Source organism: Winogradskyella aurantiaca (assembly GCF_003362725.1).
In the GTDB taxonomy this organism is placed as follows: Bacteria; Bacteroidota; Bacteroidia; order Flavobacteriales; family Flavobacteriaceae; genus Winogradskyella_A; species Winogradskyella_A aurantiaca.
The window spans coordinates 502,636-516,867 of the sequence record NZ_QKTV01000001.1 but is presented as its reverse complement, the minus strand read 5'-3'; the positions used below and the strand labels follow the sequence as shown (position 1 = coordinate 516,867).

Sequence of the window (14,232 nt, the reverse complement as noted above, 5' to 3'; positions counted from 1 at the left end):
CCTATTTTATTATCATTTTCTGATTTAATTGAGTCTCAAAGACACTCGTGTTTTGTTCAAAGGCTGTCCCTACTACTACCATATCGGCACCAGCCTCATAGGCAGCTTCTAACTGTTCTTTTGTTTTGACGCCACCACCAACTATCAATGGGATATTGAGATTATTTTTTACAGCTCTAATCACCTCCTCAGGAATTGGAAAGGACGCTCCACTACCGGCTTCGAGATACACAAGATTCATACCAAGTAATTCCCCTGCTTTCGCCGTCTTTACAATGGTTTCGATATTATTTATAGACAAAGGTTTTGTCTTACTAACACGCTCTACAGCTGAAACTGAACCCCCTTCAATTAAGATATAAGCTGTTGGAATAACATCAAGTCCAGCTTCAATAATTTTGGGAACTGCAGTTACGTGTTTTCCAATAAGATAATCAGGATTCCGCCCTGAAATTAAACTCAAAAATAATAAGGCGTCTGCCGAAGCTGATATTTGATTGGTATCACCAGGAAATATTACAACTGGAAGAGCTGTATGCTTTTTGATCTCTTTGATAACAGCATCTGTCCTTGAGTCAGGATCCGTGCTCCCACCAACGAATATATGTGTGGCAGCAGAAGAATTGATTTTTTTGATTTTAGGTGCTATCTGCCATAAATGTTCATTCTCAGGGTCTATTAAGACTGCCAGGAGTTTATTCTCTTTTTCTGAAACTATGTTTTTATAAACCTCTTGCATATCAAATGGTGTAGGCGCAACTAAATCCTTCAAATTCTATAAACCCTACTTCATACTTTTGTTTAAGACCCTTATAGTCAATCCAGGCCGTAGTCCCCAGGTCCTGAAGCATAAAGGGTATTACCAAAAAATGTTCTTTAAATAGCATACCAGCGGTCGCAAACAATTTATACAGCGATTCCTTCACCGCCCAAATAATGGTCAATTGTCGAATATACTCCTCGTGTTTAGTGTCCAGATAATCCCATTCGTAATCAACAAACTTCTTTGCAATTATAGCAATCTTAGGACGCTGCATTTCGATGTCAATCCCTACTGGATGCTCGCTGACAATAATTCCTGAAAAAGTAAATGAATGCGTAATTGAAATGTGCTTACCGTCTTTAAGGTGGGGTTTACCCCGATCATCGTAAAAAATATCCTGATCCGTATAACCTAATTCGCGCAGTAAATGCCTAACGCTTAGGAAACCTCTTTGATGAATCTCACTTTTCATACTCCTAACGCGTTCTAAACTCACTGGTTTAAGATCCAAAGATTCCATGAGTTGATCATAGCTTTCTGTGATCTTCCAAATCTTAACGATAGTTGAAGGGTTTGGATTAATTGATTTATAGAGTGGCATTTACCTTTTTTCAGACTTAATGATTACCTTTGCACCGCCTTGCGCATAAGAGGTATAACTAAAGAACGAAATTACTGTTTTTAAGTTCGTTTGCAAAGGAAGCCTCACACTTAAAAAACATCAAAAAAAATACCTATGAGTACTAAAACAATGGCATACATTCCTTATAAAGTAAAGGACATTTCTTTGGCAGACTGGGGAAGAAAAGAGATTGAATTGGCAGAAGCAGAAATGCCAGGTTTAATGAGCTTAAGAGAGGAATATAAAGATAGTCAACCTCTTAAAGGAGCGCGTATTGCAGGCTGTTTGCATATGACTATTCAAACAGCTGTTTTAATTGAAACATTACAAGCATTAGGTGCCGAGGTTACTTGGAGTTCATGTAATATATTCTCTACTCAAGATCAAGCCGCTGCGGCAATTGCGGCTGCTGGAACCGCTGTTTACGCTTGGAAAGACATGACCGAAGAAGAGTTTGACTGGTGTATTGAGCAAACCTTATTCTTTGGGGAAGACAAGCAACCATTAAACATGATTTTGGATGATGGTGGAGATCTAACCAATATGGTATTAGACAAATACCCTCATTTAGCAGCTGATATTAAAGGATTATCAGAAGAGACTACTACTGGTGTACACCGTTTATACGAACGCGTTAAAAATGGTACACTTCCAATGCCTGCCATTAACGTGAATGATTCTGTGACCAAATCTAAGTTTGATAATAAATACGGTTGTAAAGAATCTGCAGTAGATGCTATTAGAAGAGCTACTGATGTCATGTTAGCAGGAAAACGTGTTACTGTTTGTGGTTATGGCGATGTTGGTAAAGGTACGGCCGCTTCATTTAAAGGAGCAGGAAGTATTGTTACCGTAACTGAAATCGACCCAATATGTGCTTTACAAGCAGCCATGGATGGCTTTGAAGTAAAACGCCTTGAAACTGTTGTTGGTAATTCTGATATTGTTATTACAACTACCGGAAACAAGGATATTGTTCGATCTGAGCATTTCCAAGCAATGAAAGACAAGACCATCGTTTGTAATATTGGACATTTTGACAACGAAATACAAATGGCCTGGTTAAATGAAAACTATGGTGATACGAAAGTAACCATCAAACCTCAAGTTGATAAATATACCGTTAATGGTAAAGACATTATTGTGTTAGCAGAAGGTCGATTAGTAAACCTTGGTTGTGCCACTGGCCATCCAAGTTTTGTGATGAGTAACTCCTTTACAAACCAAACGTTAGCACAAATTGAGCTTTGGAACCATTCAGACAAGTATGGTAATGAGGTTTATATGTTACCTAAGCACCTTGATGAAAAGGTTGCGAAGTTACACCTTGAGAAAATTGGTGTTGAATTGACAGAGTTGAAACAGGATCAGGCAGACTATATTGGTGTTACTGTTGAAGGGCCCTTCAAACCAGAACACTATAGATATTAATAGAATTAATACGACTATTTGAAACCCAGACGCCTTCGTCTGGGTTTTTTTATACCCCAAATAAAGATGTAACTTACTGCTATTAAAGACCTATGAAGCGAAAACTCATTATATTCATTATCATTATATCCGGTCTTTTTATCTATTCAAATTACAAAATGAGCACAAAGAACCCCGACATATTAAAGCCTCTCATTGATGAGATTGAAACCAACATTGTTAACCGCGATCGTCGAAAGGCAAAAATCAGTCAGTCCGATGTTGCCTGGCAATTGGATCACGCCTTAAAAGTTATTAATCGCGTTTCGGACACCCTGATAGCATCGAACCCCGAAGCCTATTCCTCTAATTTCAATGCAGGAAGGGTTTTTACCCTAACAGGGGGCTATATTCCAAGAGGGGTGGCCAAATCACCAGATGTTGTAAGACCCCCAGAGATCATATTAACAGAAGATCTTAAGGCCCAGGTTCAAGAGGCCAGAAAGAATATTGCTAAAATGAAAGACTTATCAAATTCAGCGAATTTTACACACTTTGCCTTTGGACAAATGGACAAGGCACAGACCATAAGGTTCTTAGAAGTCCATACCAAACATCATTTGAAAATTGTGCGGGATATTTTAAAATAATGCTACCGCTTAGGATGCACCAAATCCATTTCGTCAATTAGATGCTTAGCACCAGCGTATTTATCTACAATAAAGAGTACATAACGCAGATCTACCATGATATTTCTGCAAATTTCAGGATCGTAATAAATATCACTCATTGTTCCTTCCCAAACACGATCGAAATTCAATCCTATTAAGTTTCCTTCAGCATCAAGAGCTGGGCTTCCTGAATTTCCACCAGTGGTATGATTGGTGCCAAGAAAACAAATTGGTAATTTGCCATTGGCATCTGCATAATCGCCATAGTCTTTAGCAGTATATAACTCTCGCAGTTTTTCAGGAACATCAAATTCATAATCGCTAGGTTGGTACTTTTCAATAACTCCATCTAAATAGGTGACAGGATTGTAATACACCGCATCTCGTGGTGCATAACCGTTAACTTTTCCGTAAGTGACTCTCATTGTACTATTGGCATCTGGGAAATAACGCTGATCTGGCATGACCTGCATTAAGGCCTTCATATAAGTCGTTTGCAGTCCATTGATCTCTGTATTCATGCGTTGAAATTCCGGTTCGTATTGATTGAAGAACTCCATTATCATGGGTTTCGCATAAACATAGGCTGGATCACTATTTAATTTTGTGATAACATCTTCCATATCGCCTTCCAAAACTGCCAGAGCCTTATCCAAATCCACAAAGGCTGTGGTCTCATATATAGATACATCTATCTTATCTGTATACAAAGGCATTACCTTTTCATAAACCCCACGATCGACTTTAACAGAATAATTTTTGTGAATTCGCTTTATCTGATTTATAGTAGAATTTCTTGCTCTATTAAAGGCAGCTTGGCCATTTTTAGATGCCATTTCCAATTGTGCCACTCTCAGCATCATCTGCATAAGCTCATTAGTCACCAGAAAAACCTGAACAAAACTATTACGCTTGACGTTAACAGGCTCAAATTCTGCATATAACCTCTCAAATTCAGGTAATATAGCACCATACTCAGACTCTAATCTTTGCGCTTTAAGAGCTTTCGTAAATTCCATTTCAAAGTCACGCTTTATCTGAATAGCACCACTCTTCTCGATGCCTAAATTTTCACCAATCCACTTTTTCCAGGCATTAGCTATTCTGGCCTGTTTAGAGGCATATTGTATTCGTACCAGATCATCCGTTTGCATATTGGCATCAATTACTTCAAGTGCCGCTTCTCTAATGGCAATATTAGATGGATTCACCTTTTGGGTAATCTGCTCAACCGCAACTGCAGGGAGGTACTCGTTGGTTCTTCCTGGAAACCCAAACACCATCGTGAAATCCCCTTCTTCAATACCATCTAACGAAACCGGTAAGTAATGTTTTGGTTTATACGGTACATTATCTTCACTGTAACTTGCGGGCCTGTTGTTCTTGTCCGCATAAATTCTAAATAGCGAGAAATCACCAGTATGCCTTGGCCATACCCAATTGTCAGTATCGCTTCCAAACTTACCAATACTGGCTGGAGGAGCACCTACCAATCTAATATCCTCAAACCTTTCTGTAACAAACAGATAATATTGGTTTCCCTTATAAAACGGACGTATTTTTATTCCTTGCCAATCCTCTTTTTTTATTTTTTTCTCAACACCATTTCTATTCTTATCAATCAGTGACTGCTTTTCACGTGCAGACATTTCATCTGTTATACCCTTGAGCATGGCTGTGGTAACATCCTCTATTCTTACAATAAACTCCACATACAGTCCTTCATTTGGTAGCTCTTCGTTTAAGTTCATTGCCCAGAATCCGTTCTTGATATAATCATTCTCCAGTGACGAGTGTGACTGAATTTGACCATAACCACAATGATGATTTGTAAGTAATAAGCCCTGAGAGGAAATGATTTCGCTAGTGCATCCTCCATTAAAATGACCTATAGCATCCTTTAAACTCGAATTGTTGACATCATAAATATCTTTGGCAGTTAGTTTACTTCCGAGACTCTGCATTTCGTCTTCGTTCATTCCCTCTAGAAGTGATGGGATCCACATGCCACCCTGCTGAGCGTAAACTTGAACTACAAACAGAAAACAAATAAGCTTAATTAATCGCATGGAATTGAATTTTTAGTTAGAGCTTAAAGATAATAAAGGCTATTTTTATACTGCAACATAGATGGCAAAATTCATGATAAAATTGAGCTCTAAACTTCCAGATATTGGCACCACTATTTTTACTGAAATGAGTGGCCTGGCCAATGAATACAATGCCATTAATCTTTCTCAAGGATTTCCCAATTACACTAGCGACCCACTCTTGTCTAAATTAGTACAGAAGGCTATGAATGAAGGCTACAATCAATACGCACCAATGGCTGGCTCTTTGGACCTTAGGGTAGCTATTTCAAATAAATTTATATCCCTGTATAATTCAACCTACCATCCTGATGATGAAATCACTGTAACGGCTGGTGCAACTCAGGCTATTTACACCGTTATTTCGACATTTGTAAAATCGGGCGATGAAGTATTGATTTTTAAGCCTGCTTATGATTGCTATCAGCCCGCCATTGAAGTAAATGGAGGTATAGCAGTCCCTATTCAATTGTCGGCACCAGAGTATTCCATAGACTGGCTTGAAGTAGCTTCTAAATTATCCTCCCGAACCAGAATGATCATCATAAATACCCCTCATAATCCAAGCGGTACAATTTGGACTAAAGAAGATATACGTGCGTTGGAACGATTGACTCATGATACCAATATCATTGTGCTCAGTGATGAGGTTTATGAACATATTATTTTTGATGATCTCCAACATGAAAGTGTTTGCAAATACCCTGAACTAAAGGCCAGAAGCTTCATTACGGCCTCTTTTGGTAAAACTTTCCATAATACTGGTTGGAAAATTGGTTATTGCTGTGCACCAAAAGTGCTAATGACAGAATTTAGAAAAGTGCATCAGTTCAATGTATTTTCGGTACACCATCCCAGTCAAATAGGAATTGCTGAGTACATGGCGGATGCTTCAACTTATGATAACCTCAGTTCTTTCTTTCAACGAAAGCGAGATCTCTTTTTGAGTTTAATTGCCGATTCTGGGTTTAAATTTATTCCATCCAAGGGAACCTATTTTCAAGTCCTCGATTTTAGCGATATCACAGACGAAGGGGACATCGACTTTGCCAAACGATTAACCCGAGAAAAAGGTATTGCATCTATTCCCTTATCGGTTTTTAATGAGGGCGGTAGAGATGATAAAGTTTTGAGGTTTTGTTTTGCTAAAACAGAGGAGACTTTAGTTAAAGCCGCTGAAATTCTTAATTCAATTTAAAGTTAGAACGCTTTATTTAAACGCTGTAAAAATCCTTCTAACTGACTAGGTTCAAGCCAACGTGTAACGGCCACTACATTGGTACTAGGATCAACAATAATAAAATTGCCTCCAAAACCAGCCGCATAAAACACCTCATTTGAAACACCCTCCATTTGTGAGTCCAAGTCTTTATTAAGCCACCACATATAACCATATCTTGAATTTGGAATCGATGGTGCAATTGCACGATCAATCCAGTCTTCGCTAATTAGTTGTTGCTCTTTCCAACGGCCTTTATTTAGAAATAACAAACCAAATCGCGCCATGTCTTCAGCCGATATGAAAATCCCTCCACCAGAATGTCCACCGCCAGTAACCGACTTCATTTGAATACCATCTATCGTGGCCCAGGCATTCTTGTAACCAAACCACCGCCAAGTAGTGGAGGCCCCAATAGGGTCCATAATACGGTCTTTAAGCACTTTTGGTAAGGGCTGTCTCCATACGTGCAATAAGGAGTAGGCCAAAACATTGACACGAACATCGTTATACTCCATAACTGTTCCGGGCGTATTCAATGTTCGATTTCTCCAATCATCCAACCCCCCTTCCCTTGGAGGCCGGTCTGCCCAGTCTTTCCCACCCCAAAGTTCGCCTGACCAGTCTGAATTTTGCTGGAGTAAATGTTGCCAGGTAATTTGTGAATTATGCTCACCACTATAAGTCCCGTCCCAAACATAACTTTTAGCAAAATCCATTTCACTTTTAATTAAATTCTGATCTACTGCCAGGCCGGCCACAGTTGATAAGAAACTTTTGGTTACACTAAAGGTCATATCTACACGATTAATATCACCCCAGGAGGCGATCATATAACCATCTTTTAATATGATTCCCGCTGGGCCTCCACGTTTTTTGGTGGGTCCAAGAATTTCGTGAAACGGTTCTCTTTCAAAACCTTTTAAAATGGCAATTCTTAGGTCTCTGGATCCAGAGTATTCATTAGCCTCAGCAAAGGCTACGACCTCCTTTATGGCCTCATCATTAAAGGAGAGCTCTTCTGAAGATCGGGTCTCCCATTCTGCATGACGCTCCGGAAAATAGGTGATTTGACTGTAGCATACATTTAGGGTTGCGAAAACAAATGACAACACGAAAACAATCCTTTGCATTTTAGTATCTGATTGGTTAAGAATGCTGAAATTACGGATTAATATAACAGGTTGAAAATTGTATTTTTAAACCATGAAAAATGATCTTGTAGTCACCCTTGTTGAAACCGACTTAATATGGGAGTCCCCTGAAGGCAATCGAAAAGCGCTTGCAGAGAAAATCCTCAGCCACGTATCGGCATCAGACCTTTTTATTTTACCTGAAATGTTCACCTCCGGCTTTACTATGAATCCAGAACTAGTTTCAGATACTATGGACGGTGAAACAATACCTTGGCTAAAAGAACTTAGTATTACTAAACGAGCGGCCATTTGCGGTTCCTTTGTAATTAAGGAAGGAAGTGATTTTGTAAATCGTTTTGTGTTTGTAACCCCAGAAGCAGAGCTCTGGTATTATGATAAAAAACACACCTTCACTTTGGCCGGTGAACATGAGGCATACAAAGCCGGGGCCAAGAAAGTCACCTTTGAGTATTTAGGTTGGAAGATTTGCCCCATGATTTGTTACGATCTTAGATTTCCAGTCTGGGCAAGGAATACGGAAGATTATGACCTACTCATATACGTTGCCAATTGGCCTAAACCAAGAATTAATGCATGGGATGCCTTACTCAAGGCCAGAGCTATTGAAAATATGAGCTACTGTATTGGGGTTAACCGGGTTGGATTTGATGGAAACGGTCACGAATATCCAGGGCATTCCAATATTTACGACGTCCTGGGCAATATACAAGACCTAAGAACTGATGTTGGATCTGGATTAAAATATGCTGAACTGAATAAAAATAGTGTCGCGAAGTACCGAAGTAAACTTAATTTTCTGGGGGATCGGGATTGGTTTCATCTAATAAATAAAAGTCAGTAACATATTCGAAATTGGCCTTTACCTCCTGCATCTTGCTATCATAAGAAATTCTCTCGGGTTGTTGCTTGGTTAAGAAGTTCCCCGAATCCCACTTGCTATTGTTGTTACTATCAAAAATTGCACGGATATAGTAGTTACCAGGGATAATATCTGTAAAATCTACAATCGATGATATTTTTGCGAACCTCCGGTATTTTACATCCCCGGCTTCATTAACAAGCTCCACAATCATTGGCACCTGACCATTATGTACTATCACACGCATATTGCCAAAATCAGATTTAGCTTTAGTAGCAAATGAAAACCTTAACGTATCACTTTTATTACCATAAAAATCCTCAATTGCACCTGGTAACATAAGGACTGCATAACCTTCGCTCTCCTTAAGTTTTACAGGGAATTCATAACGATTCATTAGAGTATCCAAACGAACATCAAAATCAACTTCCGCAGAATCTCTATCAATGATTTGAATTAAAGATTTATCAATACTTTTAAATGGTGTTGCGTTTTCTATGGTAAAAACCTCATCAAAATCAATCCTTCCCGAAACTAGCGCCTTAACATTCATCGTATCCTTATCAATTACTCTAAATCGGTGTTTTAAGGTATCTTGAAACGTTTGAGACACGACCCTAAACAAGGTAGAGTCTCTCTTAAATTCTGGCTTATACCAATAGTTAATAGAATCTGTATCTGGCTCCTTTACCAATCTATATTCAAAATCGTCTGGCAGACTATCAGAAAGCATCTCTATTTGCATAGGCTCCAATTCTCCTTTATAAGGAAATAGTATTCTTGTTCTACCAATTTGTTTCGGTCTCTCCATTTCAAAGGGGAGTTCTTCTTGAAACAATTTGATTTGGTAAAGTGTATCCTTTGGCACCTCAATAAACCCTTCTACAAATCCAATCTTATCACGTTCCGGATCAAAAAGATAGTTGGAGTTATTATCTTTCATAGCTACCATTTTATAGGTGCCTGCCTTAACATTATCAATTGAAAATATTTTTATACTGTCTAGAGTATTAGTAATGTAACGCGGTCTGGATTTGTAAACTATAGAATCTGAATACGTGCTATCAGCTTCATAAAGCATAACTGACACATAGGCATCTGCTTTCCTCTCCAACGCATCTAATACAACGCCCTGCACACTTAAAGAATCAATTGTTTGCCCAGTAGAAAAGACATATCTAAAATATGGAAATGGATTTTCCTCATTATTATCCACAATACTGTTGCCAAAATTAAATGCATATGTTGTATTTGGAGGTAAGGTATCCTTGATTCTAATTCTAATAAACTTACTAGCCGTGCCCAGAGGTGTAATGTCTGGATCGTACTTTAATGGAGGTGAAATTATAAGCTGCTTTTGTAAGTCCTTGACTTTTATAAATTCATCAAAGGTGATCTTTATTTCCGTGGCATCGAAATTAGTACTATAGTTTTCAGGGGATGAACTAACTATTACCGGCGGATCAAAGTCTTTAGGGCCACCTTCCGGTCGCCCCCTGTTTGCACAATTAGACAAAATCAATGCGGCTGCTATTATAAAAAGTAACTTTTTCAATTTTATTTTTTGATGCATGTAAAGAAACGACTTAAATATTCACTAATGAAACAATTATTCTGCAATTGCCATAGTAGCCAAACTTAATTTAATTCCAGGAATGTCCTGTAAAACTTGAGAACAATTCTCTATGGTAGATCCGGTTGTTATTATGTCATCCACTATTAGAATATGATGATTAGAGAACTCATTAGTATGAGTGATATAGAATTTAGTCTTTGAATCGTCATAACGTCCAATCCTATTTTTAAAAACCTGAGTTTTTGTAGCAAAACGCTTCTTAAGTAATTCTCTTTGAAACGGTATCTCAAGAGCGCTGGCTATGGCCCTACCAAATCTATCAACTTGATTATAACCTCGTATTCTTAATTTTTTGGGATGTAAAGGAACTGGAACTACTACGTCAATATCCTGAAAACTCATAGAGTCTTTAAGTTCTTCACCAAGCCATTCACCTAAACACTGGCCTATATGTTCATGCCCACGATATTTTAGATTATGCAATAGTTTTTGAACTAACCCTCCTTTGGAAAAATAAAACAAAGAGGTAGCCTCCTCTAACTTAACCCGTCCAAATAAGACCCGCTTAACGGCATCACTTTTTGTATAATGGATATTGGTAACAGGGAGGTCATGTCGACAAACGGAACAAATAACCTGTTCATTATCTGAGAGGTATCTGCTACAAGCCTCACAAACCTTCGGAAAAAACAAGTTTAACAAATTTATCATCACTTAATCGATTAAAATGGAAGTAGTGATTGACAATGCCATAATTTCGCTACAAATTAAGAAATTAATAATGATAGTTAACCCTCAGATATTTAACTACAGATTAATTATTAGTTCATTGATCGTCATATTAATAGCTCTTGGAGTTTATAGTTATTCCAATTACGAGTCTATTAAATCACATGAATTATTTATCCTTCAGGAAAAAGAACTAATTGAGTCTGAATTATCGGAAATGCTTCAGAATTATGAAGATATTTCTGAGGATTATGTTTTAGTTTCAGACGAATTGGCCAAAACAAAAAAGGAAATTCGGACAGCCTTAGATTCCTTGAAAATTTTAAATGGGAATTTGGAAGTGGTGTCTAAATACAAGACCCAATTGAAGGCCCTTAAAACAAAAAACAAAGTCTTACTCGCTACTATTGACTCCCTCAATGTTGAAAATGAAAAGTTGATCAATGAGCGTCGTTTAGCATACAATTCCATTCGTCGAAAGGAGCAAACCATTTCAAATTTAGAATCTGAAAAGGATTCTTTGAACGAGACCATTACAAAAGCTGCTTTAATTGCGGCCACCAATGTTGAAACAGAAGCGTTTAGAATCGGAAGAAAAAATAGTAAGAAACCTACTGAAAAGGCAAGACGAACGGATGCTTTGGATATATGCATTACCTTAGCTGAAAATCCACTCGTAGACGCCGGAAATAAAGATCTTTACATTCAGGTACTCACACCTGAGAATAATGTATTAGCAGATCAAGGATCTATAAAATTTGGTGAAACTGTACTTATATACAGCAAGAAAGAAGTTGTGGATTACAGTAATAAAACCATTGATATTTGCACAATGATTAAGGCAAGTAATAACGATAAGCCTCTGGAAAAAGGCTTGTATTATGTCAATGTCTTTAATGATGATCGATTACTCAATTCATCAACTTTTGAACTTAAATAAACTCTTACATAAATAAGTTGGAACCGCATCACATTTTTGATGCGGTTTTTTATTTTTGCAGCATGGCAAACGAGGATCAGTTTAAAAAAGTAATATCACATGCCAAAGAGTATGGTTATGTGTTTCAGAGCAGTGAAATTTATGATGGCTTAAGTGCCGTTTATGACTATGCTCAAAATGGGGTAGAATTAAAAAATAATATCCGCAATTATTGGTGGAAAGCCATGGTGCAAATGCATGAAAATATTGTAGGTATTGATGCGGCCATTTTCATGCATCCGACAACCTGGAAAGCATCAGGACATGTCGATGCTTTTAACGATCCTTTGATTGACAATAAAGATTCAAAAAAACGCTACCGTGCCGATGTACTTGTAGAAGATTATTGTGCTAAGATTGAAGCTAAAATTGAAAAGGAAGTAAAAAAGGCTACCAAACGTTTTGGCGATGCTTTTGATAAGGCTCAATTCCTTCAAACCAACCCTAGAGTTCTTGGTTATCAAGAAAAAATTGACTCGATCCTAAGTAGACTAGGTAAGTCTCTCGAAAATGAAGATTTGGCGGACGTTAAAAACCTGATTGAAGAACTGGAAATTGCAGATCCCCTGACGGGCAGTAAAAACTGGACGGATGTAAAGCAATTTAATTTAATGTTTGGGACTAAGTTAGGTGCATCAGCTGAGAATGCTATGGATCTTTACTTAAGACCCGAGACTGCACAAGGGATTTTTGTAAATTATCTTAACGTACAAAAATCCAGTCGCTTAAAAATTCCATTTGGAATTGCGCAAACTGGAAAGGCATTTAGAAACGAAATTGTAGCCAGACAATTTATTTTTAGAATGCGTGAGTTCGAGCAAATGGAAATGCAATTCTTTATAAAACCTGGTACTCAGAAAGAGTGGTTTGAGCATTGGAAGGAACACCGACTCAAATGGCATCTTTCCTTAGGTCTGGGTGAAGATAATTACCGTTATCACGATCATGAAAAACTGGCCCACTATGCTGATGCTGCCACGGATATTGAGTTTAGATTTCCGTTTGGTTTTAAAGAGCTCGAAGGTATACACTCCAGAACCGATTTTGATCTAAAACAGCATGAGGAATATTCTGGTAAAAAACTGCAGTATTTTGACCCTGAAAGCAATGAGCATTACACACCTTATGTACTGGAGACCTCTATAGGATTAGACCGCATGTTCTTGGCCGTTTTCTCTAATTCTTTGGTGGAAGAGACTCTTCCAAACAACACCACTAGAACCGTATTAAAGCTACCAGCCGTTTTAGCTCCAACAAAGGCCGCTGTACTTCCGTTGGTTAAGAAAGATGGACTTCCTGATATTGCTAAAAAAATCGTTGAGGACCTTAAGTGGGATTTCAATGTTATTTATGATGAAAAGGATGCTGTAGGTCGTCGATACCGACGTCAGGACGCTGCTGGAACACCATTTTGTATAACGGTAGATCATGACAGTTTAGACGATAATTCTGTAACCTTAAGACACCGGGATACAATGGAGCAATCGCGAGTTAAAATTGAGGATTTATCCACAATTATAAATAATGAAGTGTCTGTAAAAAACTGGTTAAAAGGCTAAAGGACAACGGCTTCTAGAATCGGTAACCTAAATTAAAACCAAACTTCCCGATTATTGCTGAATCGCTATGTTCCTTTGTATTAAAGAGGTTTCGTCCAATGCCGGCATTTAGTTCAAATACTAAACCTTTTTTAGTAACCCATTTACCACCCAGACCAATCCCTAAAGCAAAATCTATCACATCTTTATTAATGTTTTCAACAAAATTGTAGCGTTCGGCAGAATTCAACATTCCGAAACCTTCAAAAAAGAAGCCCGCGGCATACTTTTCACCAAAAAAGACGCGATAATAAGGCGATATGTAATAATTGAGAGTCCAGTCGATGTCCTCTTGAACAAAAGGTACTAAAACTGATATTCCAGCAGAACTCTGTTCATTGATATTTCTTTCATAAAACACCTCTAAAGCACCTGCTAAAAGAAAAACTGCATTCACTTTAATTTCATTCTTCCGAATAGCATCAGTTTGAATGGAATCATTATCACTTTGGTTTTGAGCCTGGACAAATTCAGAGGCTATTAGAAGTACTAGAATTATTGAAATTATTTTCAATTTCATGATTATTTGGTTTTTAGATTGATCATTAATAAGATCAGA

At 37.9% G+C, this 14,232-nt stretch carries 13 protein-coding genes; 6 read left to right on the top strand and 7 right to left on the bottom strand.

Going from position 1 to position 14,232, the window contains the following annotated elements:
* Position 1 precedes the first annotated feature (1 nt).
* The gene (locus DN064_RS02340; protein WP_115460995.1) at positions 2-739 is read right to left on the bottom strand and encodes a geranylgeranylglyceryl/heptaprenylglyceryl phosphate synthase; all 738 of its coding nucleotides are present in this window, start codon (positions 737-739) and stop codon (positions 2-4) included.
* Between the two features lies 1 nt (position 740).
* A complete protein-coding gene (locus DN064_RS02335; RefSeq protein ID WP_115460994.1) occupies positions 741-1,364 on the bottom strand; it encodes a 4'-phosphopantetheinyl transferase family protein in 624 nt (207 codons plus the stop codon).
* 135 nt (positions 1,365-1,499) lie between these two features.
* On the opposite strand from DN064_RS02335, the gene ahcY reads away from it, so the two are divergent.
* A complete protein-coding gene (ahcY, locus tag DN064_RS02330) occupies positions 1,500-2,816 on the top strand; it encodes an adenosylhomocysteinase (protein WP_115460993.1) in 1,317 nt (438 codons plus the stop codon).
* A 158-nt stretch (positions 2,817-2,974) separates the two neighbouring features.
* The gene (locus tag DN064_RS02325; protein WP_157962206.1) at positions 2,975-3,445 is read left to right on the top strand and encodes a DUF1569 domain-containing protein; all 471 of its coding nucleotides are present in this window, start codon (positions 2,975-2,977) and stop codon (positions 3,443-3,445) included.
* Positions 3,446-3,447: 2 nt separating this feature from the next.
* Here the strand turns inward: DN064_RS02325 and DN064_RS02320 are convergent, their stop codons facing one another.
* Complete coding sequence (locus DN064_RS02320) at positions 3,448-5,535, bottom strand: S46 family peptidase (RefSeq protein WP_115460991.1); 2,088 nt, start codon at positions 5,533-5,535, stop codon at positions 3,448-3,450.
* A gap of 76 nt (positions 5,536-5,611) precedes the next feature.
* Here DN064_RS02320 and DN064_RS02315 point away from each other — a divergent pair, with 76 nt between their 5' ends.
* Positions 5,612-6,754: a methionine aminotransferase gene (locus tag DN064_RS02315; RefSeq protein WP_115461363.1), complete on the top strand. Its 1,143-nt coding sequence runs from the start codon at positions 5,612-5,614 to the stop codon at positions 6,752-6,754.
* A gap of 2 nt (positions 6,755-6,756) precedes the next feature.
* Here DN064_RS02315 and DN064_RS02310 read toward each other — a convergent pair whose 3' ends face one another.
* Positions 6,757-7,908: a serine hydrolase domain-containing protein gene (locus DN064_RS02310; protein ID WP_115460990.1), complete on the bottom strand. Its 1,152-nt coding sequence runs from the start codon at positions 7,906-7,908 to the stop codon at positions 6,757-6,759.
* 73 nt (positions 7,909-7,981) lie between these two features.
* Between DN064_RS02310 and DN064_RS02305 the strand changes: the two genes are divergently transcribed.
* Positions 7,982-8,773 carry an amidohydrolase gene (locus DN064_RS02305; RefSeq protein WP_115460989.1) on the top strand — a complete coding sequence of 264 codons (792 nt, stop codon included), beginning with the start codon at positions 7,982-7,984 and terminating at the stop codon, positions 8,771-8,773.
* Here the strand turns inward: DN064_RS02305 and DN064_RS02300 are convergent.
* Entirely contained in the window at positions 8,721-10,346 is a 1,626-nt protein-coding gene (locus DN064_RS02300; protein WP_232827349.1) for an Ig-like domain-containing protein, read from the bottom strand. The two genes, DN064_RS02305 and DN064_RS02300, sit on opposite strands and share 53 nt — an antisense overlap.
* 54 nt (positions 10,347-10,400) lie before the next feature.
* Positions 10,401-11,078 (bottom strand): ComF family protein, encoded by a 678-nt coding sequence (locus tag DN064_RS02295; RefSeq protein WP_115460987.1) that lies wholly within the window; start codon positions 11,076-11,078, stop codon positions 10,401-10,403.
* A gap of 16 nt (positions 11,079-11,094) precedes the next feature.
* Between DN064_RS02295 and DN064_RS02290 the strand changes: the two genes are divergently transcribed.
* Positions 11,095-12,036 (top strand): hypothetical protein, encoded by a 942-nt coding sequence (locus DN064_RS02290; RefSeq protein WP_115460986.1) that lies wholly within the window; start codon positions 11,095-11,097, stop codon positions 12,034-12,036.
* A 62-nt stretch (positions 12,037-12,098) separates the two neighbouring features.
* Positions 12,099-13,634, top strand: a complete 1,536-nt coding sequence (locus DN064_RS02285) for a glycine--tRNA ligase (protein ID WP_115460985.1) — start codon at positions 12,099-12,101, stop codon at positions 13,632-13,634.
* Between the two features lie 13 nt (positions 13,635-13,647).
* Here the strand turns inward: DN064_RS02285 and DN064_RS02280 are convergent, their stop codons facing one another.
* Positions 13,648-14,193: a DUF3575 domain-containing protein gene (locus tag DN064_RS02280; protein ID WP_232827348.1), complete on the bottom strand. Its 546-nt coding sequence runs from the start codon at positions 14,191-14,193 to the stop codon at positions 13,648-13,650.
* Positions 14,194-14,232 lie beyond the last annotated feature (39 nt).